21 protein-coding genes are annotated in these 24565 nt (G+C 58.3%); 17 read left to right on the forward strand and 4 right to left on the reverse strand.

The annotated features are described in order from the left end of the window. The first annotated feature begins 1 nt into the window (after position 1). The 8 genes from pgaC (at position 2) to AB5I78_RS00830 (ending at position 15051) form a co-directional block, all read left to right on the forward strand. The gene (gene pgaC, locus AB5I78_RS00795; protein ID WP_369301838.1) at positions 2-1342 is read left to right on the forward strand and encodes a poly-beta-1,6-N-acetyl-D-glucosamine synthase; all 1341 of its coding nucleotides are present in this window, start codon (positions 2-4) and stop codon (positions 1340-1342) included. Between the two features lie 2 nt (positions 1343-1344). Beyond that, complete coding sequence (pgaD, locus tag AB5I78_RS00800; protein WP_106577326.1) at positions 1345-1827, forward strand: poly-beta-1,6-N-acetyl-D-glucosamine biosynthesis protein PgaD; 483 nt, start codon at positions 1345-1347, stop codon at positions 1825-1827. Between the two features lie 514 nt (positions 1828-2341). Then, positions 2342-4066: a ShlB/FhaC/HecB family hemolysin secretion/activation protein gene (locus AB5I78_RS00805; RefSeq protein ID WP_369301837.1), complete on the forward strand. Its 1725-nt coding sequence runs from the start codon at positions 2342-2344 to the stop codon at positions 4064-4066. Positions 4067-4097: 31 nt separating this feature from the next. Then, the gene (locus AB5I78_RS00810) at positions 4098-12080 is read left to right on the forward strand and encodes a DUF637 domain-containing protein (protein ID WP_369301836.1); all 7983 of its coding nucleotides are present in this window, start codon (positions 4098-4100) and stop codon (positions 12078-12080) included. Then, a complete protein-coding gene (locus AB5I78_RS00815; protein ID WP_369301835.1) occupies positions 12077-12556 on the forward strand; it encodes a hypothetical protein in 480 nt (159 codons plus the stop codon). The genes AB5I78_RS00810 and AB5I78_RS00815 overlap by 4 nt, the downstream gene beginning before the upstream one ends. A gap of 652 nt (positions 12557-13208) precedes the next feature. Beyond that, on the forward strand, positions 13209-13457 hold the full coding sequence (locus AB5I78_RS00820) for a hypothetical protein (RefSeq protein ID WP_370004326.1): 249 nt from the start codon (positions 13209-13211) through the stop codon (positions 13455-13457). Next, a complete protein-coding gene (locus AB5I78_RS00825; RefSeq protein ID WP_369301833.1) occupies positions 13458-13859 on the forward strand; it encodes a hypothetical protein in 402 nt (133 codons plus the stop codon). It begins immediately after the preceding gene. 535 nt (positions 13860-14394) lie between these two features. Continuing rightward, entirely contained in the window at positions 14395-15051 is a 657-nt protein-coding gene (locus AB5I78_RS00830; protein ID WP_369301832.1) for a transposase, read from the forward strand. Between the two features lie 73 nt (positions 15052-15124). Here AB5I78_RS00830 and AB5I78_RS00835 read toward each other — a convergent pair whose 3' ends face one another. Beyond that, entirely contained in the window at positions 15125-15778 is a 654-nt protein-coding gene (locus AB5I78_RS00835) for a hypothetical protein (protein ID WP_369301831.1), read from the reverse strand. Positions 15779-15974: 196 nt separating this feature from the next. Beyond that, complete coding sequence (locus tag AB5I78_RS00840) at positions 15975-16232, reverse strand: hypothetical protein (protein WP_369301830.1); 258 nt, start codon at positions 16230-16232, stop codon at positions 15975-15977. A gap of 682 nt (positions 16233-16914) precedes the next feature. Between AB5I78_RS00840 and AB5I78_RS00845 the strand changes: the two genes are divergently transcribed. From AB5I78_RS00845 to AB5I78_RS00865, 5 genes are all read left to right on the forward strand, one after another. After that, on the forward strand, positions 16915-19485 hold the full coding sequence (locus AB5I78_RS00845) for an autotransporter domain-containing protein (protein ID WP_369301829.1): 2571 nt from the start codon (positions 16915-16917) through the stop codon (positions 19483-19485). 69 nt (positions 19486-19554) lie between these two features. Continuing rightward, complete coding sequence (locus tag AB5I78_RS00850) at positions 19555-20121, forward strand: hypothetical protein (protein WP_370004327.1); 567 nt, start codon at positions 19555-19557, stop codon at positions 20119-20121. 146 nt (positions 20122-20267) lie between these two features. Then, complete coding sequence (locus AB5I78_RS00855; RefSeq protein WP_277933770.1) at positions 20268-20390, forward strand: hypothetical protein; 123 nt, start codon at positions 20268-20270, stop codon at positions 20388-20390. 146 nt (positions 20391-20536) lie between these two features. Then, on the forward strand, positions 20537-20659 hold the full coding sequence (locus AB5I78_RS00860) for a hypothetical protein (protein ID WP_370004328.1): 123 nt from the start codon (positions 20537-20539) through the stop codon (positions 20657-20659). Positions 20660-20805: 146 nt separating this feature from the next. After that, a complete protein-coding gene (locus tag AB5I78_RS00865; protein WP_370004329.1) occupies positions 20806-20928 on the forward strand; it encodes a hypothetical protein in 123 nt (40 codons plus the stop codon). Between the two features lie 149 nt (positions 20929-21077). On the opposite strand, the gene AB5I78_RS00870 is transcribed toward AB5I78_RS00865, so the two are convergent. Together AB5I78_RS00870 and AB5I78_RS00875 are read right to left on the reverse strand one after the other, a co-directional pair. Next, entirely contained in the window at positions 21078-21665 is a 588-nt protein-coding gene (locus AB5I78_RS00870) for a hypothetical protein (RefSeq protein ID WP_369301827.1), read from the reverse strand. A 16-nt stretch (positions 21666-21681) separates the two neighbouring features. Next, positions 21682-22293: a hypothetical protein gene (locus AB5I78_RS00875; RefSeq protein ID WP_369301826.1), complete on the reverse strand. Its 612-nt coding sequence runs from the start codon at positions 22291-22293 to the stop codon at positions 21682-21684. Positions 22294-22491: 198 nt separating this feature from the next. Between AB5I78_RS00875 and AB5I78_RS00880 the strand changes: the two genes are divergently transcribed. The 4 genes from AB5I78_RS00880 to AB5I78_RS00895 all read left to right on the forward strand — a co-directional run bounded on the left by AB5I78_RS00880 (position 22492) and on the right by AB5I78_RS00895 (position 24465). Further along, a complete protein-coding gene (locus AB5I78_RS00880; protein WP_369301825.1) occupies positions 22492-22656 on the forward strand; it encodes a hypothetical protein in 165 nt (54 codons plus the stop codon). A gap of 89 nt (positions 22657-22745) precedes the next feature. Next, on the forward strand, positions 22746-23426 hold the full coding sequence (locus tag AB5I78_RS00885) for a CsgG/HfaB family protein (protein ID WP_010214228.1): 681 nt from the start codon (positions 22746-22748) through the stop codon (positions 23424-23426). 29 nt (positions 23427-23455) lie between these two features. Beyond that, the gene (locus AB5I78_RS00890) at positions 23456-23818 is read left to right on the forward strand and encodes a DUF4810 domain-containing protein (RefSeq protein WP_106577341.1); all 363 of its coding nucleotides are present in this window, start codon (positions 23456-23458) and stop codon (positions 23816-23818) included. Beyond that, positions 23815-24465, forward strand: coding sequence for a DUF799 domain-containing protein (locus tag AB5I78_RS00895; RefSeq protein WP_369301824.1), 651 nt, complete (start codon positions 23815-23817; stop codon positions 24463-24465). The genes AB5I78_RS00890 and AB5I78_RS00895 overlap by 4 nt, the downstream gene beginning before the upstream one ends. Positions 24466-24565 lie beyond the last annotated feature (100 nt).

The following is a 24565-nucleotide window of genomic DNA, read 5'->3' on the forward strand; positions in this document are numbered from 1 at the left end:
CATGTTCGACAGAATCCTGGCTTTATTCGTGTTGGCGCTGGTGTTGGGTGTGCCCCTTGGCCTGATCTTTCTGGTCACCGGGCAGTTCCTGATGGACTTCGTGTTTTTCTACCCGCTGTTCATGTCGGCCTTGTGGATCGCCGGCGGGCTGTACTTCTGGCTGCACTGGGAGCGTCACTGGCCGTGGAAGGAAGACACGCCGGCGCCGACCCTGGCCGGCAACCCGCTGATCTCGATCATCATTCCTTGCTACAACGAGGGTGATAACGCCGCCGACACCATTCATGCGGCGCTGGACCAGCTGTACCCGAACATCGAAGTGATCGCCGTCAACGATGGCTCCAAAGACAACACCGCCGCGGTGCTTGATGCACTGGCGCTGGAACACCCACGTCTGCGCGTGCTGCACCTGGCGCAGAACCAGGGCAAGGCTGTGGCCCTGCGCATGGGCGCGGTGGCTGCGCGCAGTGAGTACCTGGTGTGCATCGACGGCGATGCCTTGCTCGACAAAAATGCGGCGGCCTACATGGTCGCGCCGATGCTGGATAATCCGCGCCTCGGTGCCGTGACTGGCAACCCACGCATTCGTACGCGTTCGACCTTGATCGGCCGGGTGCAGGTGGGCGAGTTCTCTTCGATCATTGGCTTGATCAAGCGCACCCAGCGGGTGTTCGGCCGCATCTTCACGGTGTCGGGTGTGGTGGTGGCGTTTCGCAAGAAAGCGCTGGACCGCATCGACTACTGGAGCACCGACATGATCACCGAGGACATCGATGTCAGTTGGAAGCTGCAACTCGATCACTGGGCCATCTTCTACGAGCCGCGTGCCCTGTGCTGGATCCTGATGCCCGAAACCGTCGGTGGCCTGTGGAAACAACGCCTGCGCTGGGCCCAGGGCGGCGCCGAAGTGCTGTTCAAAAACATCCGTGGCATCTGGCAATGGCGCCATCGCTACCTGTGGCCGCTGTTGTTCGAGTACTGCTTGTCCACCGGTTGGGCCTTCACTTTCCTGCTCTCGGTGATCTTCTGGGGCCTGGGCAAATTCATGGTGCTGCCCCAGGCGATTGCCGTGGATTCGCTGGTGCCGCCGGCGTTTACCGGGCTGGTACTGGCGATGGTGTGCCTGCTGCAATTTGCGGTGAGCATCCTGATTGATCGGCGTTACGAAAAGGACCTGTGGCAAACCCTGTTCTGGACCGTGTGGTACCCGATGGTGTTCTGGCTGGTCAGTTTGCTGACCACATTGGTCAGCTTTCCCAAGGTGCTCTTCAACCAGCACCAGAAGCGCGCGCGCTGGGTCAGCCCGGACCGCGGTATTAAACCTAGCGAAGAGGAGGCGTGACGATGAAACTGGTCAGAACTCGCCAGAACACAGTGATGTGGATCATCGACGTGCTGCTCACCCTGCTGGCTTGGGCCGGGCTGGTCTGGCTGCTGGCACGCGGGATCGGCGCAATGCTGGAAACCCATGGCGGCCCGCGCATTGAGGCGCCGATTTTTGCGGCGCTCAACACCTTGCAGATCTACCTGTGGATCGCCTTGTTCAATGCGGTGATCCTGATCAGTTGGGCACGCTATCAACAGCGCCGCGGGCGCAAGTTTGCCCAGCGTCGCGCCGAAGCCAACGCGCTCAGCGATAAAAGCCTGAGTGAAAGTTTTAACTTGGGCGACGGCCACCTCGAGCAGTTTCGCAAGTCGGGCGTGCTGGTGATTCACAACGATGACGAGGGCGGCGTAGAAGATGTGAAGGCCCATGTTTCGCGCGACGTTGAGCGGCCAGGACTGACCTTGGTGCCAGGGCAGGAAAAAGACAAAGGCGCAGGCTAATTGCCCCGTGCTCTTTACCCCGAGCTCTGTGGCGAGCGGTCTGTGTGGCGAGCGGGCTTGCCCCGCGTTGGGCTGCGAAGCAGCCCCACACCTGACGCCACGATCTTGCTGACGTAACGCGGCGACACTGACCAGGGGACGCTTCGCGCCCCAACGCAGGGCAAGCCCGCTCGCCACAAGAGGCGCCATCCCAGACTCATCCGATAAATGGGATCCAATTCACAAAACATCCGCGAACTTTTCTGTATTCCCCTGTACTAACCTAACTCGGTATTTAGTTGATGGCTAAGTAATGGCATCTGCTGGGTTGTTTGCCGAAGGGTTATCAAAAACAGTGGCCGCTTGTCGGAATAAAAGTTTCAACAACAAGCGCTATCACCGTTTCATGATTATTTGTTGTTATTAATCAATAGGTTGCGGTTGTAATAAGTGCGAATGTCCGACAAGTCCAGCTTCTTGGGCTAGCGCGAGTTCGATGTTAGTTTGCCGCCCCTTGATTTTCGATGGATCGAACATGTCTTTGTTATTGCCACGGACTCGGTATTTGCTGTGCACTTTCCTGCTCGCCTGTCTGGGCCTGAACAGCGCCACAGCCGCTCCCACGCCAGGGGATCAAGACTTGATCCGCGACCGGCAAAATCGCCTGCTCGAAGAGCAGGGCCGGCGCCTGCAAGAACTCCAGGACCTGCCCGGTAAAGAGGCCAAGCCCCAAGCCCCGGCGACGCCCGCTGACACCCGCTGTTTCCCGATCAAAGACATCGAGCTCAAGGGCGCCGACAGCCTGTCCGCTGCCGACCGCACGCTGTTGCTCAAACCCTATATGGGCCAATGCCTGGGCGTCTCGCAGCTCAATGAGCTGCTTAAAGTCATCACCGACTATTACATCGCCAAAGGCCGCGTCACCAGCCGTGCCTACCTGCCGCAACAGGACCTGTCCAGCGGCCACCTGCAAGTGCTGGTGGTCGAGGGCAAGCTCGAAGCCTTGAGAAGCGCCGAAGGCAGCAACGTGACCGACCGCGAGCTGGCCATGGCCTTTCCCGGCAAGGTCGGCGAGGCGCTGAACCTGCGCGAGGTCGAGCAACTGGTCGACCAGCTCAACCGCCTGCCGTCCAAACAGGCACAAATGGAACTGACTCCCGGCAAAGACGTGGGCGGCAGCGACGTGGTGGTCAAGAACACCGCGCAAAAGCCGTGGCGCGCCAGCCTGTCGCGCAATAACGACGGGCAAAGAAGCACCGGCGAGCAGCAATGGGGCGCGGGCCTGGAGTGGGACAGCCCGCTGGGGCTGGCCGACCAACTGGTGCTGCGCGGTGGTCATGACGCGATCAGCGACCACCAGAAAACGTCGAAAAACACCATGCTTTACTACAACGTGCCGTGGGGCTGGTGGAACTTCAGCTACACCTACAGCGAGAGCGATTACCGCGCGCTGGGTTACACCGACACCTTCAAGTTCAAGCAGTCGGGCGATAACGAAAACCACCAACTGCGCGCAGAGCGCGTGATTCACCGCGATGACGTGAGCAAGACCTCAGTCAACGTCGGTCTGGCTCACCTGCGCACCAACAACTACATCGACGACGCCCACCTCGAAACCAGCAGTAACCGCCTCAGCGAACTGCAATTTGGCATCAACCACGGCCGGCGCATCGGCAATGCCTTCGTCAACGTTGACCTGGGCGTGCAGAACGGCATCGGTGCATTTGACGCCCAGCGCGACGACCAGCGTCGCGATCAGTACGGGCACCTAACGGCCACTCCCGATTACCGCAAATACACCGCCACCGTCAGTTACCTGCAGCCGTTCAGCCTGTGGGGCGAGTCGTTCAGCTTTACCAGCTTGGCCACCGGGCAACGCAGCGAAGACGTGCTGTTCTCGCCGCAACGCATCAGCCTCGGCGGCTCTTCTTCGGTACGCGGTTTCAAGGATCAGCAACTGTCCGGCGACAGCGGTGGCTACTGGCGCAATGAAGTGCGCTGGGCCCGCCCGGTCACGTTGGAATGGCTGCGCCCGGCCTTCGCCGAATACGGCACCAGCCTGGGTTACGACCAAGGTGTGATCCGCAACGACCGTTACAACGACGACTACCACGGCCGCGTTTCAAGCAACTCCGTGGAGCTGTTCGCCCGGGGCAAATACGTCAGCACCAGCGTGACGTTTGCTCACTCGTTAGAAAGGCCTGGGGTCGTGACGGAGCGCGAAGCACCGATCTACTTCCGCATGGATTTCTTCCTGTAATTCAACGCCCTGCTGCAACGAGAATCTGAAAATGGATGTTCGCCACTTTGCCTTTCTGGCCCGCCAACCTTCTGCTGCCCTGAAGCGCCGGGACGCGTTCCTTGGCCTGCCCAAGCGCGGCCTGGTGCTGATTCTGGCCAACGCGCTGTTCTGGCAGCCGTTGCTCGCCCAGGCCGAAGGCATTGTGGTCAGCAACCCGGCTACCAGCGTCGGCCAGGCCGGCAATGGCGTGCCGGTGGTGAACATCGCTGCGCCCAATGCCAGTGGCTTGTCCCATAACCAGTTCAAGGACTACAACGTCGGCCCCAACGGCGTGATCCTCAACAACGCCACCGGCGCGGTGCAGAACACTCAGCTCGGCGGCTACATCGTCGGCAACCCGAACCTCAAGGGCGGCGCCGCCAACGTCATTCTCAACGAAGTCAACGGCGGCAGCCCCAGCCAGCTGCGCGGCTACACCGAAGTGGCGGGCCAGTCGGCCAAGGTTATCGTCGCCAACCCGTACGGCATCACGTGCAGTGGCTGCGGTTTTATCAACACGCCCAACGTGACCCTGACCACCGGCAAACCGGTGATGGACAACGTCGGCCGTTTGGACCACTACCAGGTTGACGGCGGCGCCGTGACCATCGACGGCGAGGGCCTGAACGCCAGCAACGTCGACCGCTTCGAAATCATCACCCGCTCGGCCAAGATCAACGCCCAGATCAACGCACGCGAGCTGGCCGTAATCGCCGGGCGCAACGACGTCGATGCCCAAAGCCTGAAAACCACCGCACGCGCCGACGACGGCAGCGCCAAACCCGAGCTGGCCATCGACTCCAGCGCGCTGGGCGGCATGTACGCCGGCGCGATCAAACTGGTGGGCACCGAAGCCGGCGTGGGCGTGAAGCTGGACGGGACGTTGGCGGCCAGTGGTGGGGATATTCAGCTTGATGCCAATGGGCATTTGAGCATGGCGCAGACGGCGGCCACGGGTAACGTCAATGTCACGGCGCAAAGCGTTAACCTGACCGACAAGGTCTATGCCACCGGCAACGTTCAAGTGACCAGCGCACAAGCGCTGGTCAACCAAAAGAGTGTGGCTGCCGGCCAACGCATCGAACTCAACGCGGCCAGCGTGAGCAACGCCGGCATCATCGAAGCCGGTGTCGCGCCGGACAACAGCCGCAATGCCACCGGCGATATGGTGGTGAACGCGCAAACCGTCAACACCACCGGCAACCTGTTGGCCAGCCGCGCGTTGGCGATCACCGCCGCGCAGGCACTGACCAACCAGGGCGGCATTATCCAGGCCAAAACCGCCAGCGTCAGCACGGCAAAACTGACTAACCAAGGCGCGACTGCGCGGTTGTACGGCGAGCAAAGCCTGGTGATCAGCTCACCGGCCATCGTCAACCTCGGCGGTTTGATTCGCTTCGGTGAAGGGCAGGCCGCCACGCTCAACAGCGCGTCGCTGGACAACCGCCAGGGCCGCATCGAAATGGCTGGCGGCAACCTGGTGCTGGTCAGTACCGACCTGAACAACGCGGGCGGTCAAGTCGTCGCCAACGACCTGACGGTCTACGCGAGCAACCTGAATAACCAGAACGGCGTATTGGTTGCCGGTGCCCTGACGGTGAATACCAGCGACCTCGACAACAGCCAAAAAGGCCTGATCCAGGCGGACAACGGCGTGCTGAACCTCACCGTCGCCAATGCCTTCAATAACAACCAGGGTTTCGCCCAGGCCAGCAGCGACCTTAACCTCAACGCCGGCAGCCTCATCAGCAACGCCAACGGCGTGCTGAGCGCCAACACCGGCAAGTTGACCCTCGCCACTGCGCAACAGCTCAATAACGCTCAGGGTCGCTTACAGGCCGGGCAAGGCGATGTCGAACTGCATGCCGCAAACCTGGATAACCAAAGCGGCGTGATTGTCGGCAAGCAATTGCTGCTCGACGTGAGCGGCGGCGACATCGACAACCGCGCCGGGCGTGTGGTGGGTGATCAACTCGATTTGCGCGCTTCCGGTCTCGACAACCGCAACGCGGGCCTGCTGGCTGGCGGTGCGCCGGGTGTGAGCCTGCTGCTCAAAGGCCCGGGCCAGTTGCTCAATGCCCAAGGCCGTATCCAAAGCGAAGGTCTGTTGCAGCTGCAAGGCGAGCGCCTGGACAACAGCGCCGGCATCCTGCTCGGCACCTCGGTTGATGTCACTGCGCAAAGCCTCAACAACAGCAATAAAGGCTCGCTGGTCAGCAATGGCGGCGACGTGACGCTCAACGTCAGCGACCTGCTCACCAACGCCGGCGGTGTGATCGACGCAGGCGAACGCAGCGTGCTGGTCAAAGCCCTCACCACCTTCAACAACAGCGACGGCACCTTGCGTGGCAGGCGCGTGGAAATCGCGGCGCAGCGCCTGAACAACGACGCTGGCCAACTGCTGGCCGGCAACCAAGGCCTGAGCTACAGCGGCCAGGACGTGAGCAACCGCAAAGGCTTGATCCTCAGCGGCGGCGCACAGACTCAACTGAATACCCGCAGCCTGGATAACCTTGGCGGCACTGTTCAAGGCGACACCCTGAGTGTCACGGCCAACACGCTGGATAACAGCGGCGGCGGCATGATGGCCAGCCTGCTTGGCAACCTGCAGTTGACCGTCGAAGCCTTGGCCAACCGTGGCGGCAAACTGTTCGGTAAAGAGCAGGTGGCGATCACCGGCGCAACCCTCGACAACAGCGCGGGCGGGCAGATCAGCGGCAACCAGATCAACCTCATCTCGCGCGACACGCTCACCAACCGAGGCGGCCTGATCGAAGCCAACCAGGGCTTGACCCTTAATGGCGGCAACCTCGACAACAGCGCAGGCGGGCAACTGCGCGCGCTGGGCGGCGCCAACAGCAGCCTCAACCTCAGTGGCAGCCTCGACAACCAGAACGGCACGTTGGAATTTGGCAGCGCCGCGTTCAGCCTCGACGCCACACAGCTGAACAACCAGGGCGGCCAGTTGCAGCACGCCGGCAACGGCCTGTTCCGTATCAACACCGCCAGCCTCAGCGGCAGCCAGGGCACCATCAATGGCCTGGGCACGGCTGACTGGGCCTTCGGCAACGTCGATGGCCTGGGCCGCGTGCAACTCAACGAAGCCCTCACTTACCGAAGCGCCCAAGGCCTGACCCTCAAAGCCGGCGACCGCATGGCCAGCAGCAAGGGCTTGACCCTCGACGTGGCCAGCCTGAACAACGGCGGCGAACTGCTCAGCGACGGCAACGTGAGCATCACCCTGAGCGGCGACCTGAACAATAGCGGCCGCATTGCCACCCAGCAAAACCTCAGCGTGACGGCCAACAACCTCAGCCAGAACGGCGGACGCCTGGCGGGCAACACCACCCAGCTCAACCTCAGCGGCACCCTCGACAACCTCGGCTTCCTCACTGCGCGTCAGCAGCTGGACATCGCGGCGGCCCAAATCGGCAACCGTGGCACGATGGGCGCTCAAGGCGCGGTGAACCTCATCGCCGTCAACGGCATCACCAATGGAGCCGATTCGCTGTTGTTCAGCGGCGGCGACATGACGTTGCGCGGTAATGGTTTCAGCAACCTGTATGGCGACGTCTACAGCAAGGGCAACTTGAGTTTTGCGGCGGTGGATGGCGGCAAGGCGGTGCTGTTCAGCAACCGCTCCGGCATCGTAGAAAGCGAAGGCTCCATCGGCATCAACGCCGGCTTTATCGAGAACGCCAAAGACGCATTTGAACTGGGCCAAACCCTCACCACCGGCAGCCTGGCCTGGGTGTGTATGCAGCACTGCGGTGAGGACGACAATTGGCGGCGCGGTGAAATCACCATCAACGAAACCTACCTTGAAACGGCAACCAAGGACTCGGTCTCGGCGCGGCTCGTCGCAGGCAAGGACATGGTGCTGCAAGGCGACAACGTGCAGAACCGCTACAGCCTGCTGGCCGCCAATGGCGACCTGAGCATCACCGCTGGCGACTTGCTCAACCAGGGTGCCGGCACGCGCACCGGGCAACGCAAACTCGTGATCAACACCCCAGGGCATGTGAACGATCACGTGTGGGAGGGCATGGAATACATCGACGTGCCTGCGTTCAACGCCGCCACCGCCGCCGGCAACTTCGACAAGGCGCGTTTTGAAGAACTCAAAAACCGATCGCCAAACGTGCGCCCCTTCTCCTACACAAGCGACGTCACCACCTGGACCGACAACGGCGGCCCAGGCTACGCCGCCACGATGCAAGCCGGTGGCACAGTTAACCTAAACGTCGCGCGCACCCTGCAAAACGGCACGCTGCATAACAACACCCTGGCTCAGTTGACTGGCACTCTTGGCGACGACCAGACCGGCATCCCTGTCGGCGGCATCAACATCAACCTGAGCAAACACGCCAACGATCCGAGCGCCCAAGCCGCCGGCAGCGTATTGCCGGTTGCCACCGTCGCCCCCGGCGGCGGCTTCGTCCCCGTGGACTACACAGGCACGCCGTTCGCCCCGGTCGACCCCACTACCGCCCCGAACTTCCAGCTGCCCAAGGGCGAGTACGGCCTGTTCGTCAAAAACCCCGACCCGACCAGCCACTACCTGATCGAGACCAATCCGGAATTTGCCACCACCTCGGGCTTCTTCAGTTCCGACTACATGCTCGGCAAACTCGGCTTCACCGATGACAACGCCTGGCGCCGTCTGGGTGATGGCCAATACGAGAGCCGCCTGATCCGTGACGCCGTGCTCGCGCAAACCGGCCAACGCTTCCTTGCCGGCGGCCTCTACAGCGACGCCGACCAATTCCGCTACCTGATGGACAACGCCCTTGCCAGCAAAGACGCCCTGCGCCTGAGCGTCGGCGTGACGCTCACCAGCCAGCAAGTCGGCGCCCTGACCCACGACATCGTGTGGATGGAAAACCGCGTGGTCGATGGCCAAACCGTCCTGGTGCCGGTGCTCTACCTGGCCCAGGCCGAATCGCGCAACGTGCGCGGCAACAGCCTGATCCAGGGCCGTGACCTCAACCTCGTCACCGGTGGCGACCTGGTTAACGTCGGCACCCTGCGCGCCAGCAACAACCTCTCCGCCGTCAGCAGCGGCAGCATTTACAACGGCGGCCTGATGGAAGCCGGCAACAACCTGAGCCTGCTGGCCCAGGACAGCATCCGCAACGCCATGGGCGGTGAAATTCGTGGCAGCCAAGTCAGCCTTGCCAGCATCAAAGGCGACATCACCAACGACAACACTGCCATCCAAGTGCGTGAAGGCGTGGGCATGCGCACCCTCACCGACGCCAGCGCGAGCACTATCACTGCGCGTGGCAACCTGGCCATTGAAGCCGGACGCGACCTCAACAACCACGGCGCACTGGTCGCCGGCAACGACGCCACCCTCACCGCCGGGCGCGACCTCAACCTGGTCGCCACCAGCGACACCAGCGTGATACACAAAACCATCGACGGCGGCGAAAAATCCACCATCACCACCGACGTCAAAAACCTCGCTGCCACCGTCACGGCAGGCGGCAACCTCAACATGCAGGCCGGGCAAGACGTCAACATCATCGGCAGCAACGCCACCGCCGGCAAAGACCTGAACATCCAGGCCGGACGCGACCTCAACGTCGCTTCCGTCAGCGACATGCACAACGTCGAAGGCAAAGAAAAAGACGGCAAAAAACGCGTCAAGACGGCGGACGAGCAAACCACGCAGCTGGCCAGTGTGCTGACGGCGGGCGCGGACTTTAAGAGCCAAGCCGGGCGCGACACCACACTGGTGGCGAGCAAGATCAGTGCGGGGAACGAGGCGTATCTGTACAGCGGGGATAAGTTGAACCTGCTGGCGGCGCAGAACAGTACGCATACGTTGTATGACATGAAGGAGAAGGGAAGCTGGGGTGCGAAAAAAGCGCAGACAGATGAAGTCACCCGCACGACTCAGATGGGCACCGAGATCAAGACGGGTGGCAATCTGACGCTTAAAAGTGAAGGCGACCAGCTGTACCAAGTTGCCAAGCTCAATAGCGGTAAGGACATCATCCTCGATAGCGGTGGTGCGGTTGTCTTTGAAGGGGTCAAAGACCTGCACGATGAGAGCCACACCAAAAGCAAAAGTGACCTCTCGTGGTTCAGTGCCAAAGGTAAAGGCAATACGGATGAAACCCTGCGCCAAAGTGAACTGGTTGCTCAAGGCCAGCTCGTCATCAAGGCCGCCGAGGGGATTCGCATCGATGTCAAACAGGTCGATCAGCAGACCGTAAGTCAGACAGTTGATGCGATGGTCAAGGCTGATCCCAATCTTGCGTGGCTCAAGCAAGCTGAGGCACGTGGCGACATTGATTGGCGCCAGGTCAAAGAGATTCACGAGAGCTTCAAGTACGACAATTCCGGGCTGGGTGCCGGTGCCAAAATTGCCATTGCGATCATGATGGCGGCAATTATGGGGCCGGTAGGTTTTGGATTGCAGGGGGCCACCCTTGCTGTAAGTACCAGCCTGAGTACCACGGCGGTTACCAGCACCATAAACAACAAAGGCAACCTCGGCAGAGCCTTCAAGGAAACCGTTAGCACCGACAGCCTTAAAAGCGCGGCTGTAGCTGGGTTTACGGCGGGGGCTCTGGAATACGCCGACACTAATTGGTTTGCGGGTACCGATAGCGCAGGTGCAGGTACTAGCACCGTTCAGGGTGTTAGTCCGAGTGCGGGCTCAAACTTGGCGGTCACTAACTCTTCCAAAGATATTTTCACTTGGACTTCAGCGGGTGATATTGCCCTGCGTACTGGTGGCCGCGCCGTAATTTCTAGCGGTATATCGACGGCAGTCCAAGGGGGTAGCTTCGGGGACAATTTTAATGCGGCGTTGCTGGGAGAGGCTGGCAACGTGGCAATGGCTACCGGTTTTAATTGGGTGGGTGACTATGTCACTTTCCCGAATGGTAGCCCCCAAAAGATAATTGCTCATGCATTGATGGGTGGATTGCTGGCTGAGGCGACGGGTAGCGACTTTAAAACGGGCGCGGCAGCTGCTGGTTTGAACGAAGCATTCATCAATCAACTCGCTTGGGCTGCGCAAGGAAATAAAGATATTACCTTGATGCTCTCACAATTAACCGGATTGTTGGCTGCGGCTGCAGTAGATGGTGATTTGGAAAAGGGGGCTCAGTTAGCACAAAAGGCGACTACATTCAATTACCTGACTCATCAAAAATTTGATGAGGTTAATGATTGTATGTCAGGTAGGACCTGCAAAACGGAGGATCAAAAGAACGCCGCAAAAGCGGAAGCAGAGCGACTGAGTAAGCTCCTAGATGATGATATGAACAGCGTATGCTCCAAAGATCCGGGTAGCGATAGCTGCCGGAATGCCGTGAACTCTGCTATAAAATATACTGCAATTCAAGATGCATGGAATGTTATGCACGGTGATGTTGAACGTTCTACGAAAAACACATTTGATTACTTATATAAGACTGAAGAAGGAAAAAGTTCTTTTGTATCTTATTTCAATACTATTGATAATCGAGCAGACTTCTTTAATGCTAGTGATACCTATGAACATCAATTAGGTATCGGTGCAAAATGGTTTGGAGGTGCCAATACCGTCTCGCGTGCACCTTTTACTGGTTTAGGGGCGGACGGCAATGCGTCATACATAACATTTGGTGCTGGATGGGCTTTAGCACCTGTCTATGATTGGCGTAAAGCAGCAGGAGATGCGCTTATGGCGGGTGGGTATGATAATTTTAAGAATCTTTATAATAAGAACACGGTTGATCCAGTGGCTTGGGATATTAGTCAGTTGAAGAATGAACAGATGATTTTACAGCCTATTCATGAAGAGTACTTGAGCGGTCATGACGTATTTTTGGGGGTGTCTAAATATATGACAGACTCGGACAAAGGTGCAGGGGCGTTGCCAGGCGATGTGCCTGGGGTCAGCGGTGGCGTAAATATCTTGGACTACAGCTCTAGGGTTGAGTTTGGTTGTAAACTGCTAGGTTATGACGCTAGCCAAGGTTGTGCGCCATGACGTTAGATAACTATCCTCGGAAAAAAGTGTTTTTTGCATTTTTGCTATGTCCGTTTTTTTCGGGCTTGGCGGCTGTTCCTATAATGTTAATTACGGTGCTGATAACAGTATTTAAAAAGCCATCATTGATTGGAGAGGTGAGAAGCGGTGAGCTGTTTTCACTTTTTATTACCGTTCCCATCATGGCGCAATTGATTTTTCTTTTCCCCGCTGTGGTGCTGGCGATAGTAGTAACTTTTTTTAAGCTTGAAGGCAGGGCTGGCAGTTATTTAGTTATTTCAATTGTAAGCGCTGTTGTTTCATCCGCTTGGATGTTTAGTATTGTTTTTTTCTTTATAAGTGAAGTTGAAAATTATCAATTGATGAGAAATATATTTCCTGTGGTTTTGAGTTTTTTGTTGGGAGGTATTTCAACGGGGGTAGCTGCCTATTGGTTCCTGCCCAGGCAAAGGGGACAGATTTATTTAAGTAAATAGCTGTTAAATAAATCTGTCCCCTTTTCATACAAGGCCAGGGGTTCGAAAAAGGTCTACCTGATGGTCTCGCTGGCGGGTGCCACGGTCGCGGCGGCGTGGGCCGGTTTTATAGTGTTGAGCCTTACCAGCGATTGGGAGGCGCATTGGATGATGAGTGGCCTGATGCCCGCGCTCGTGTGTTTCCTGTATGGCGGGGTCTCATTGGGGGGCACAGCGTATTGGGTTTTGCCCAAGACTACGGTTGAGTCTGTTGAGTAGGCCTGGGCTTGAAGGGTGGCGGTGCCGGTCGCCAGAAAAAATGGGGCTGCTGCGCAGCCCAACGGGAGCAAGCTCCCTCGCCACAAGTACAGCGTTGGCTGCCTGCTTTTTTTATTATTTTCCCTCGCGCTCGTTTAAGAGGGCGCCTTGCTTAATCAAGGAAAACGGAAATAGGGGTCAGACCACGTTTTTCGTTTTTTAGAGTTCAGCAGAGTTGCTCTTTAAAAACATGATTTATTTTTTGTGACTTTTCTGTTTTTGTCGTCCTCGGAAGAATAGTGGTCTGACCCCTATTTTTCTCAACGAGGCGGACCCGAAAATACCTTCGTTGATCACGGATAGGATTGCAGATAAAGCCGCTGCGAATCCTGGCAAACTTTATCCAAACGGAAATATGAAAGATGCCCACGCTGAAATCGGTGTGATCCAGCAAGCATATAGCTCTGGTAAAAATGCCGGAGCGGACATGTCTATGACAGTCGCAGGGAAAGATGTATGCGGATTCTGCAAAGGTGACATAGCCGCTGCCGCAGAAAAGGCTGAGTTGAAATCTTTAACCGTAAGAGCTATAGATGATAAAACAGGACTTCCGAAAAACTATTACTGGGAGTCAGGTATGAAGTCTATTAAGGAGAAAAAATAGATGATCATCGGAGGGTATACCCTTAGTCCTGAGCATGGCAAATCGCAAATCCCTCTCATTGATCAACCGACCATGGAAGATGTAAGGTCCATTATATGTGAATATAGGAAAGTCGACGGCGTCGCTTCGTTGTCGATTTCCCCGGCACCTGAAGCCGGACCTTACGAAATCAATCTTTATGCTGATTCTGGAAATTATATTCTGATGCTGAACCAATACCTTGATGATGGTGAGCATGTTGTGCGTACTCTTAATAATACGTCGACTGGAGCAAAATTGGTTGATGTTCTGGGCGATTACTATCCGGAGAGTTTTGTCACAAGAAATATAGATATCGTTATTTCTTGTTTTCAAGAATTTTTGAGGTCCGGTGATGTAAGCTTTACAGTGTTGAATGCTTAAAGTAAAAAGGAAAAAGGAAAAATATAGGGCAGACCCTGAGGGATCCCCACAAATTTACTCCAAGCTCTGCGCCTGATGAAGGACCTCATCACGCAGAGCATGCTCCAATATCTCCAGTTGTTCTCGGCCACCAAAATGAAAAAGGAGACGGATTTATTTAATTTTCCGAGTTCTTTCTTACTTTAATAAATCTGTCCCCTTTTCGCCGTCGGCATTGTTGCGAATACGACGGCCAGCGATACGTTCTTCATGAAAGTCTAGCTTATTCGGACTGGACTGCTGAATGCTTTGATTTTAGCTTTTTGATCCCTGCTCGCGAGCGGTACTGGATAGTGGCGGGCAATGACTATTGGAAACTTCGGTTTATATAAAGCGAGGGAAAATAGAGGAAAATAGGGGTCAGACCACGGTTTTGTTTTTTAGAGTTAAGCAGAGTTGCTCTTTAAAAATGTGATTTATTTTTTGTAATTATTCCAATCTGTTGGCCTGTTGAAGGGCGGCTTAGCTGTAAGCTCTTATCCAGTTAGGGGTTTATATGGCTCGCCGTCCTAGGGTTTTCCTGCCGGATATCCCGTTGCACATTATTCAGATGAAGACTATATTTTTTTACATTGATACATTAGCCGTGCTTGCTGAATTGTATGGCTGTAAAGTTCACGCATTGTGCTTGATGACAAATCATGTTCATTTGTTGTTTACTCCCAGTTGCTGCGCAGGGGCCGGCTTGCTTATGAAGGGACTGGGGCAGCGCTACGTTCAATATGTCAATCGAACATATCAACGAACGGGCACGTTGTGGGAAGGCCGTTTCCGCTCCTGTTTGGTTCAACAAGACAACTATGTTTTAGCTTGCTATCGATATATCGAAATGAACCCGGTCAGAGCCGGTATGGTTGCTCATCCGGGCGACTATCGCTGGACCAGCTATAGGGCAAACGCACAGGGCGAGCTATCAGGCTTTATAAGCGCGCATGCGGTTTATAACGAATTAGGTAGCGGCGCCGCGCAACGAGCCGAAGCTTACCGGTCTATATTCAATGCTCGACTTTCACCTGGGCTGATAGAACAAATTCGATCTTCTACAAACGGTAATTACGTTTTGGGCGATCAGAAGTTTGCGTCCGAGATAGCGCAGGCGTTAGGTAAAAGAGTTTCGCAGGGCGTGTCAGGACGCCCGAAAAGTGTCAGTTAAAAGAATAGAGGAATAGTGGTCTGACCCCTATTCCCCCTATTCCCCTCAGGGTCTGTCCCCTATTTCCCTCAGCTCAAGGCGCGACGGTGGAGTAGTGCCCGTCGCGATCAGGGCGGCAGATGTTGGTTGAAACGGGCTGGGTTTCCTGGAAGGAGCCGGCGCCGCTGAGTGTTACCAGCTCGATAGAACACTTGGCGGAGTAGAAATTCTGCTTGTGGAATTCGATGCTTGCTTCGTAATCCTTTCCGGCCTCTGGGACGAACTGGATGGTAGGTGGGTAGCAATAACCGTTTTCGGATTTATACCCGATGTCGACCAGAACTGGCTGGTGGGCGGGGATGACGAATTCGTCGTAGCCCAGCCGGTCGGTTTTCACTGCTTCGGTGTGCGCGGTGGCGGGCATGCCGATCACGCGGTTTTGGTAGTCCTCGGCCTTCATGCCAAGTAGGTCGGCGGTGCGCCAGAGGATGTAGCTTTGTTTGGGATCATGGGCGCGAGTAGCAATGCTTCCCTGTAAGCGACCATTTTCTGGATGGTTGTAGTAGGCCTCACAGGTTTTGCCGGGGACATAGATGGCGTACTTTTCCGGTGCAGAATAGATGCGGATGCGCGCGCTGGTAGTCGGATCGTACTTGGCCGCTTCAGCTTCGTTACGCAGGTTCGTCTTATCGTAGCTGGTGCACCCTATTAGAAGCAGTACGCTTGCGGTGAGTGTGAGTAATTTCATCGTGTAACAACCCTCCTTGTCGTTTCTGTAATCAGCATCTATTTGATGCGAAAGACCTCGATCTTACATGTGCGAGTCTTCCGGCCCAATCTCTCAAGAAGGAAAAAGCCGCAGATTTATTTAATCTCGTTGGAGTGATTTTCTTCTCTACCACCCACATACAAAACGGGCGACGTCTAAGCCGCCCGGCTTTCACTCAAGATGGATCGGCATTGAGTCTACGACTGATGACATCCAGCAAATCACACCCATCACGCAGCGGAATAGCCAGCAATTGGGCGAAGTCTTGAAGCACCACGGCATCGCTGCTGAGCTGTTCGCGGAAGGCCAGGTTTTCCAACAGTTGCGTGACGGCTCGAATCCGGTACACGGCGGCGTCGTGGAGCACGTCGAGGGGCGCACTGGTGTCGATAAGCAGAGCGGGGACGGTGCAGTCGTGGCCCGTTAGGGGCATGTATTGGTTCATTTTCAGTACTCTGTTGGTGGATTAAGCCACCACGCATTCGTCGCCAAACGAATGGGTGGCAGCTGTACGCAGGTTGGCGAACCGGAACAGAGTAACCGGCAGACCCGAAGGTCTCCCGCGCACAGCCGCCATAACATGCACAGCTTTGCGGGTGCAAAAACACCTGCATGGAAGCGGGTTGCTTTTGCACTCTGTTGTCAGGTCGCCAAACCTGATCGCCATATGGGCGACGGCCCGGACTATAAGCCCCGCACCTAAACCCACGCAAGGCATCAACGCCCTGACTCAAACCCCTGCGTCCTATCCCCAACCCCCACCGACGCCAACGCTTCCCGCCGTCTGCTCACGGGTATTACGCAAATCCCCAGTCGTTTCGGGAAGCGTCCTACCGCAAAAGGAACCATTTCCCTCAAACCCGGGTCTTTACCCCGCCCACCCGCAACCGGTAGGGCTGCATGGACTGCAGCGTTTTCAAAATACATTAAGGACTAATGTGAACCTCGCCTCCCTATTCCCTCTCCTGCCACCACTGGCTGCGGTGCGTTTGCTCGCGCCTGCGTTTCAGAAAGGCGCCTTGGGGGCATGCACTCGGATCAAGTGATCCTTCGCTCAGCACACCTACAGCCGCCGGGCTTATTGGCGGCTTTGACTGTAGTTCATGGAGTTTGAAATGAAGCGTAAGCCGTTCCAGAAAACCCTGTTGGCCTTGATGGTCAGCGCAGGCGCCGCGCACGTTGCTGCGGTGGAATTTGACGTCAGCAGCGGCCAGAACACGTGGAAAGGCCAGGTGTTCAACGAGCCTGTGACCTTGGTCGGTTCGCGCAATGTGGTGGCCACCCAGCGTTATGTCGATGGGGCGAGTGTTGCCGAGACCGATATTCAGGGCTCGCTGATCAACCGTGCCGACTACACCATCGATGGTAGTGGCCTCAACATTCGCGGGTTCGTGGTGGATGGTGCGATTGACTCAGATCTCAGAGCCCGTGGCGGCATTATCACCGGCGATGTGGTTCAGTCCGGTGTGATCAGGCTGACCAACCAGACCTGGGCCGAAGGGTTTGAGGTAGGCGCCGCCACCGTCGGCGGCAACGTGATCAACACTGGCACCATCATCACCGTCGACGTGCCGGGTTCCGGCCCCGAGAGCGACGGCGAGGGGATCTACCTCAACGGCACCACCGTAGGCGGCGATGTCGTCAACTCCGGCCTGGTGGACGTGACGTCCTACTACGGCTTCGGCCTGATCCTGGACACCCACAACAATTTGCCGGTGACCGTCGGCGGCAAGATTCTCAACTCCGGCACTATTCGCGTCACCGGTGAAGAGGCGCTGGGCATTGAGGTTGAAACCGACACCAGTGACCTGCGCATTGAAAACAGCGGGTTGGTGACGGTCAATGGCGGCCTTGCCAGAGCGGTGCGGTTCGACTCCGGTACTTACGACTATCTGCTCAACACCGGCACCCTCGAAGCCAATGGCGCCAACGCGGTCGCTGTCAGCCTGCGGGGCGCGACCTTTACCTTGAACCCACAGACGGGCGCGCGCGGCATCGTCAACCGTGGCCTGATCAAGGCCGACAGCACGGCGATCCTGGTGGATGCGCGGTACCAAACCTCGCCTTTCGAAATCAACCAGCAAGCCGGCGAGATCCGCAGTAACGCCGGCACCGCCATCGACGCCGCCAACCTCGCCACGCTGAACTGGACGGGCGGCAAAATCACCGGCGACCTGCTCAACTTGAGCGCGGTGAATGTCGCGGGCCAGGCTGATTTCGTCGGCCAACGCATCATCGCGCCGGTCTCGGTCAACGCCGGTTCGTTGAACCTCTCTGCGCCGGGCACCACGATCACCGGCGACCTCAACGTCGCCAGCGGCGCGGGCATTGATATGCACTTGGCCGACAGCGTGGTGCCGACCACGCCGTACCTGACGGTCAACGGCACGGCCAATTTTGCCCAGGCCTCAAAGCTGACCGTGAGCGCCAACCCTGGCGATTTCACCCGCACCAACAACGGCACCCAGTACACACTGCTGCAAGCCAGCAGCGTGCAAAACAACGGGCTGTCTGTTGCCAGTTCTTCATCGCTGCTCAACGTGCTCAGCTACTCGGCGGATGCCCAAACGGTCAAGGCTGTCGTCGCGGTTAAAGACAACCAGCAAGTGCAGCAGGAACTTGCCGGTGCAGGTGCCACCGCCGCAGCGGCGACGGCGGTCAATACCTTCAAGAACGAGGTGCTCGGCGGGCTGAACCAGAACGACCCCGTGTTCCAGTCCCTCGCCAACGCCGGTACTGCGCAACAGCTTGCTCAGGTGAGCGAGCAGCTCAAGCCAGACGTCAACCGTGGCGCGCTGGACGTGGCGTTGTCGGGTCAAACCGTGATCAACGGCGCGATCTTCAACCGCCTCACTGATCAGCGCGAAGGCCATCAAACCGGCGGCGTGTGGGTGCAGGGCCTGAGCAGCAACATGGACCAGGACGGCCGTGGCGGCAACAACGGCTACTCGGCCAACAGCAGCGGCATGGCGGTGGGTGTGGACGGTCGCTTGAACGACACCACCCGCTTGGGCCTGGCCTACAGCTACCTCAACTCCAACATCCATTCCGACCTGGGCAACAAGACTGACGTCGAGGGCCACGCGCTGTCGCTGTATGGCAACTGGGCGCTGCAAAACTGGTTTGTCGACGGCAGCCTCAGCTACGGCCACAACGACAACGACAGCAAACGCCATGTGGCGGGCACCACGGCCAAGGGCAGCTACGACAGTAATGTGTTGGCGGCCAGCGTGATCGGCGGTTACAGCTTCAAGCCGTCGCAGGCGGTGGTGATCGAGCCGCGCGTGGCGGCGCGTTATGCCAACGTGCGCATGGATGGCTACGACGAGAAGGGCTCTTCGGCAGCGCTGAGCACCCGCTCGCAACGCTATGAAGTGGGTGAGCTGGGCGCCGGCCTGCGGTTGGCGGGCAACCTGCCGATGGGTGCTGGCAAGCTGCAACCGGAAGCAACCGTGATGGCCTATCACGACCTGATAGGCGATCGCGTCGCGCAAACCTCCAGCTTCGTGGCAGGTGGCTCGCCATTCACCGTCACCGGCGCTTCGGTGGCGCGTGACAGTTATGAAGCCAGCGTGGGCGTGAACTACCAGGTGTCGGACTTTACCGTGGGCGCCAGCTACACCCGCCAGGCGCGCAGCGGGTTTGACGCCGATGGCGTAATGCTCAAGGCGCGGTATGCCTTTTAAGCGCTGACGGCGTTGCTCGGTCCGGGGCGTGCTGGCCCCGGACCACGATTATTCAAACTCGAGGTTCTTATGAAAGCATCCATCGCAATCCCCGTCGCGCTGGCCTTTGCCGTGCTGATGGCGGGGTGCAGCAGCCATCGGCTTGCCGAGCAAAATTTCTCGAAGGCGGTGGTTCCGTTGGCCACCAATGACCATCAGGCCAGCCTGACATTTCGCACCAAGGGCGGCGCAGGCGACAACCCCGTGACCTATTCCCTGGCGTACGCGGAGTCGAGTTATGGCTTGGCCGAGGCTGGCGAGCGGGTCTACGACGGGTATTACTTCAGCCGCGTGCCGGGCTACCTGAAAAAAATCGGCGGTGGCACTGACTCTATCGACAAAGTGATCGAGGCCAACAAACCGCTGCGCATACACGCGAACGTCAAGCAGCAGATCGCGACGCTCAACGGCATTCCGATGCATTCCATGTTTGGCTATGCCATTACGGCGCAACCGGCGACTCAGGTGTTTACGCCGCAGCCGAAGAAGCATTACCTGATTGAGACGGTCATCAGTGATGCGTTTGTGATGAGCATTTATGAAGTAACGACGACGGGTGAGCGCAAACCGGTGGAGGTGACAGTGGGCGCGGACTGAGCCGGCGACGCACTTGCCAAGGCGAGCACTGCGACCGTGGCGAGCGGGCTTGCCCCGCGTTGGGTTGCGAAGCGACCCCCAAAAATGGGCCTGCTACGCAGTCCAACGCGGGGCAAGCCCGCTCGCCACAGGGTGCGATCGTCACCGTGCAGCCGAAGAAGCATTACCTGATTGAGACGGTCATCAGTGATGCGTTTGTGATGAGCATTTATGAAGTGACGGCGACGGGTGAGCGCAAACCGGTGGAGGTGACAGTGGCCGCGGACTGAGCCGGCGACGCAATTGCCAAGGCGAGCACGGTGACCGTGGCGAGCGGGCTTGCCCCGCGTTGAGTTGCGAAGCGCCCCCCAAAAATGGGCCTGCTACGCAGTCCAACGCGGGGCAAGCCCGCTCGCCACAGGGTGCGATCGTCACCGTGCAGCCGAAGCAGCATTACCTGATTGAGACGGTCATCAGTGATGCGTTTGTGATGAGCATTTATGAAGTGACGGCGACGGGTGAGCGCAAACCGGTGGAGGTGACAGTGGCCGCGGACTGAGCCGGCGACGCAAATGCCAAGGCGAGCACTGCGACCGTGGCGAGCGGGCTTGCCCCGCGTTGAGTTGCGAAGCGCCCCCCAAAAATGGGCCTGCTACGCAGTCCAACGCGGGGCAAGCCCGCTCGCGACAGGGTGCGATCGCCACCGTGCAGCTGAAGAAGCATTACCTGATTGAGACGGTTATCAGTGATGCGTTTGTGATGAGCATTTATGAAGTGACGGCGACGGGTGAGCGCAAACCGGTGGAGGTGACAGTGGCCGCGGACTGAGCCGGCGACGCAATTGCCAAGGCGAGCACGGTGACCGTGGCGAGCGGGCTTGCCCCGCGTTGGGTTGCGAAGCGACCCCCAAAAATGGGCCTGCTACGCAGTCCAACGCGGGGCAAGCCCGCTCGCCACAGGGTGCGATCGCTACCGAATCAGAACAACTTGCGCTGCACCGCCTCGTCCAGCGTGCTGCGCGTCAACGCTTCAACCACTTCACCCGTGTTCGCCTGGAACGGGATGCCCAGGATCAGCACCAGGTGCATCCAGGTGCGCACGGATTCGCTTTTGCTCACCCGGCCCAATTCTTTGCCGTCCTTGTCCTTGAACACCGTTTCCATCGTGAAGGTGTTTTTCGCCGTGGACGGAATAATGAAGAAGGTGGCACCGGTAATGATCGCCGAGGCCATGCTGAACTGTTCGTTGTTATACAGCTTGGCGTCGGCGTAAATGTCCGAGTCCACTTTGTCAGTGCTTACCCGCGCGAAGCGGTTGGACTGGCGGAAGGCATCCGCCACAGCTTTTTCCCATAGCGCTGCCGGGGCGCCGGCGGCGGCGTTGGCGGGGCCACCGTTGACTTGGTTCAGCGCTGTGGTGCGCACGAATGCGGTGGGTTTCTGCGCTGGCGCGTTGGCGGTCGGCGGCCAAGTCTGCACCGGTGGCAGTTCGTGTTGCGAGTAGGACACGCAACCGCTCAGCAAGATCGCGGCGAGGACCAGGCTGTGCTTGATCAATCCTTTCATGTGTTGCTCCTTGAATTCAGGGTTTGGCCAGTTTGGCGGTAGCGGTGTCGAGCAGTTGCGCGACCAGTTTGTTCAGCTGCTGGGCGCCCATCGACGGTGCCCAGTATTCGCCGCCATACAGACCGACGTTGTGTTCGAACTTGAGCGCTTGCTCGGCCGTGGCCAGTTCTTTGCCGTTGCGGTCGACGATCACCAGGTTGCCGGCCACGTCGAAGCTGTCGACGTAGATCGGCCCGTTGACCCAGATCCAGATCGTCAGCGTCAGCAGCGCGCCGGGTACGTAGGCCGGGTGCGGTGCGCGATGGCCTTTGAGTGAGGTCATGTTGAATTTGAGCACCACGTCGTTTTCTTCCAGGCGCGTGGGGTACTCGGTGACCTGCTTGAAGTAACCCGCCGCGCGCACGTACTGGTTGAGCTGGGCCGTGAGCGAGCGGCTGATCGCAGTTTTGTTGGCCTCGTTGACGTCGGCGGCGTTCACCGTCACGTCAGCGATTTGTGCACTGCGCGGGCTGCTGGCAGCAGCCGGGTGGAGCGGGGCACCGATGGGGCCGGTGACGGTGTAGGAGACGCAGCCGGTCATCGACAGCGTCGCGATCAGGGCCGCAGCCCTCAGGAGGGTGTTCAACACGCAATATCCCTATTTAATGAGCAAGCCAAGCCAGTGTCTCGACCGGTGGCTGTGAAACTTGAGGTGGGCGCGCAGCTTAGCAGGCCGCCGTTGGGCGGCGAACTTCACGGTGGCGGCAAAACCGCTTGAGTACATCGGGCAACCCCGTAAAATGCCGCGGCATTGGCTACATCGCATTTTTCAAGGACGAATCAAGCAATGCGCACTTCTGCTTTTCTCCCCGTCACCTGCCTGATTGCGGGCTGCACTTTCCAGCCGGGCCGCTGCGCGCCGGTCATCCTTGCCAAAACACCTGCCTGCTGGCCCGACACCTTTGATGTTGAGGTACTGGGCAAGATCGCGCGTTTTTTCAGCAAGGTCTGATCGCCGCGACAGCGTAGTTGACGTACACAACAGTCCCTCCCGCGGGTTCACCCGCTGCAACCGCGGACCTCTCACCTTAGGAGCACCCTGTGAAAACACTGTCCAAAATCCTGCTGTCTGGCCTCACCGCCGCAGCGCTGCTGACCGTGGCCGGTTGCGCCACGGAGAGCAACCGCGCGATGCCGGTGGAACAAGTCGCCAGCGCCAACGTCGCCTATTCCGGCGTGCGCGTGCCGATTGCCGTGGGCAAATTCGATAACCGCTCCAGCTACATGCGCGGCATCTTCTCCGACGGCGTCGACCGCCTCGGTGGCCAAGCCAAGACCATCCTGATCACCCACCTGCAGCAGACCAACCGCTTCAGCGTGCTGGACCGCGACAACATGGGCGAAATCTCCCAGGAAGCCGCGATCAAAGGCACCGTACAGAAGCTTAAAGGCGCGGACTACGTAGTGACCGGCGACGTCACCGAGTTCGGCCGCAAAGAGACCGGCGACCGCCAGCTGTTCGGCATTCTTGGCCGTGGCAAAACCCAAGTGGCTTACGCCAAAGTCGCGCTGAACATCGTCAACATCAGCACCTCCGAAGTGGTGTATTCCACCCAGGGCGCCGGTGAATACGCCCTGTCCAACCGTGAAGTCATCGGTTTTGGCGGCACCGCCAGCTACGACTCCACCCTCAATGGCAAGGTCCTGGACCTGGCCATGCGCGAAGCCATCAACCGCCTCGTCGACGGCATCAACGCCGGCGCCTGGAACCCGCGCAACTGATCAGCAGCACCTCAAGGAGCAGTACACGGATGAGCAAGGCAGTGAAGTTGGCGCTGATGCTGACAACAATCGCGACGGTCGCCGGGTGCCAAACGGCGCCCCAACCCCTGTATCAGTGGGAAAGCTACCAGCCGCAGGTTTACGAGTACTTCAAGGGCGAGCCCAAGGAAGCGCAGGTTGAGGCGCTGGAGCGCGATCTGCAAAAGATCAATGCCAGTGGCCGCAAAGCGCCGCCGGGTTACCACGCCCACCTGGGCATGCTGTACATGACCATGGGCAAGGATGACCAGATGGTGCAGGAGTTTCGCACCGAGAAGGCCCTGTTCCCCGAGTCTGCTTCCTACATGGACTTTCTGCTGAAAAACGCCAAGACCGGAGTCGCCACCAAATGAGCCTGTTAAAACTCACGGGCGCCTTGCTGGCCCTGGCCTTGCTCGGCGGTTGCGCAGCGCCCAAGACCATCGATTACACCGCATACAAACAGGCGCGGCCGAAGTCGATCCTGGTACTGCCGCCGATCAATGAGTCGCCGGAAGTGCAAGCGTCCTACAGCCTGGTGTCGCAGGTGACTTACCCGCTGGCCGAAGCGGGCTACTACGTGTTGCCGATTGCCCTGGTGGACGAAACCTTCCGCCAGAACGGCCTGACCACCGCCAACGACATCCAGGGCGTGGCACCGACCAAGCTGCATGACATCTTTGGCGCGGATGCGGCGCTGTACATCACCGTCAGCGAGTACGGCACCAAGTACATGCTGATCTCCAGCGACACCTCGGTGACGGCGTCGGCCAAACTGGTCGACCTGCGCACCGGCACCACGCTGTGGACCGGTTCGGCGCGGGCGTCGAGCGAGGAAGGCAACAACAATGGCGGCGGCCTGGTGGGCATGCTGATCACGGCGGCGGTCAAGCAGGTGATCAACAGCTCCACCGATGCCGCGCACCCGATTGCCGGCATCACCAGTGCGCGCCTGCTGTCGGCGGGGCAACGCACTGGGATTCTGTACGGTCCGCGTAATCCGAAGTACGGCACCGACTGATCCGGGTAGGGAAAACACTGCAGATCCAATGTGGGAGCTGGCTTGCCTGCGATAGCATCACCTCGGTTTAACTGAAAACCGAGGCGTTTGCATCGCAGGC

The sequence above is a fragment of the Pseudomonas sp. N2-3-1-14 genome (assembly GCF_041228395.1).
Lineage (GTDB): Bacteria > Pseudomonadota > Gammaproteobacteria > Pseudomonadales > Pseudomonadaceae > Aquipseudomonas.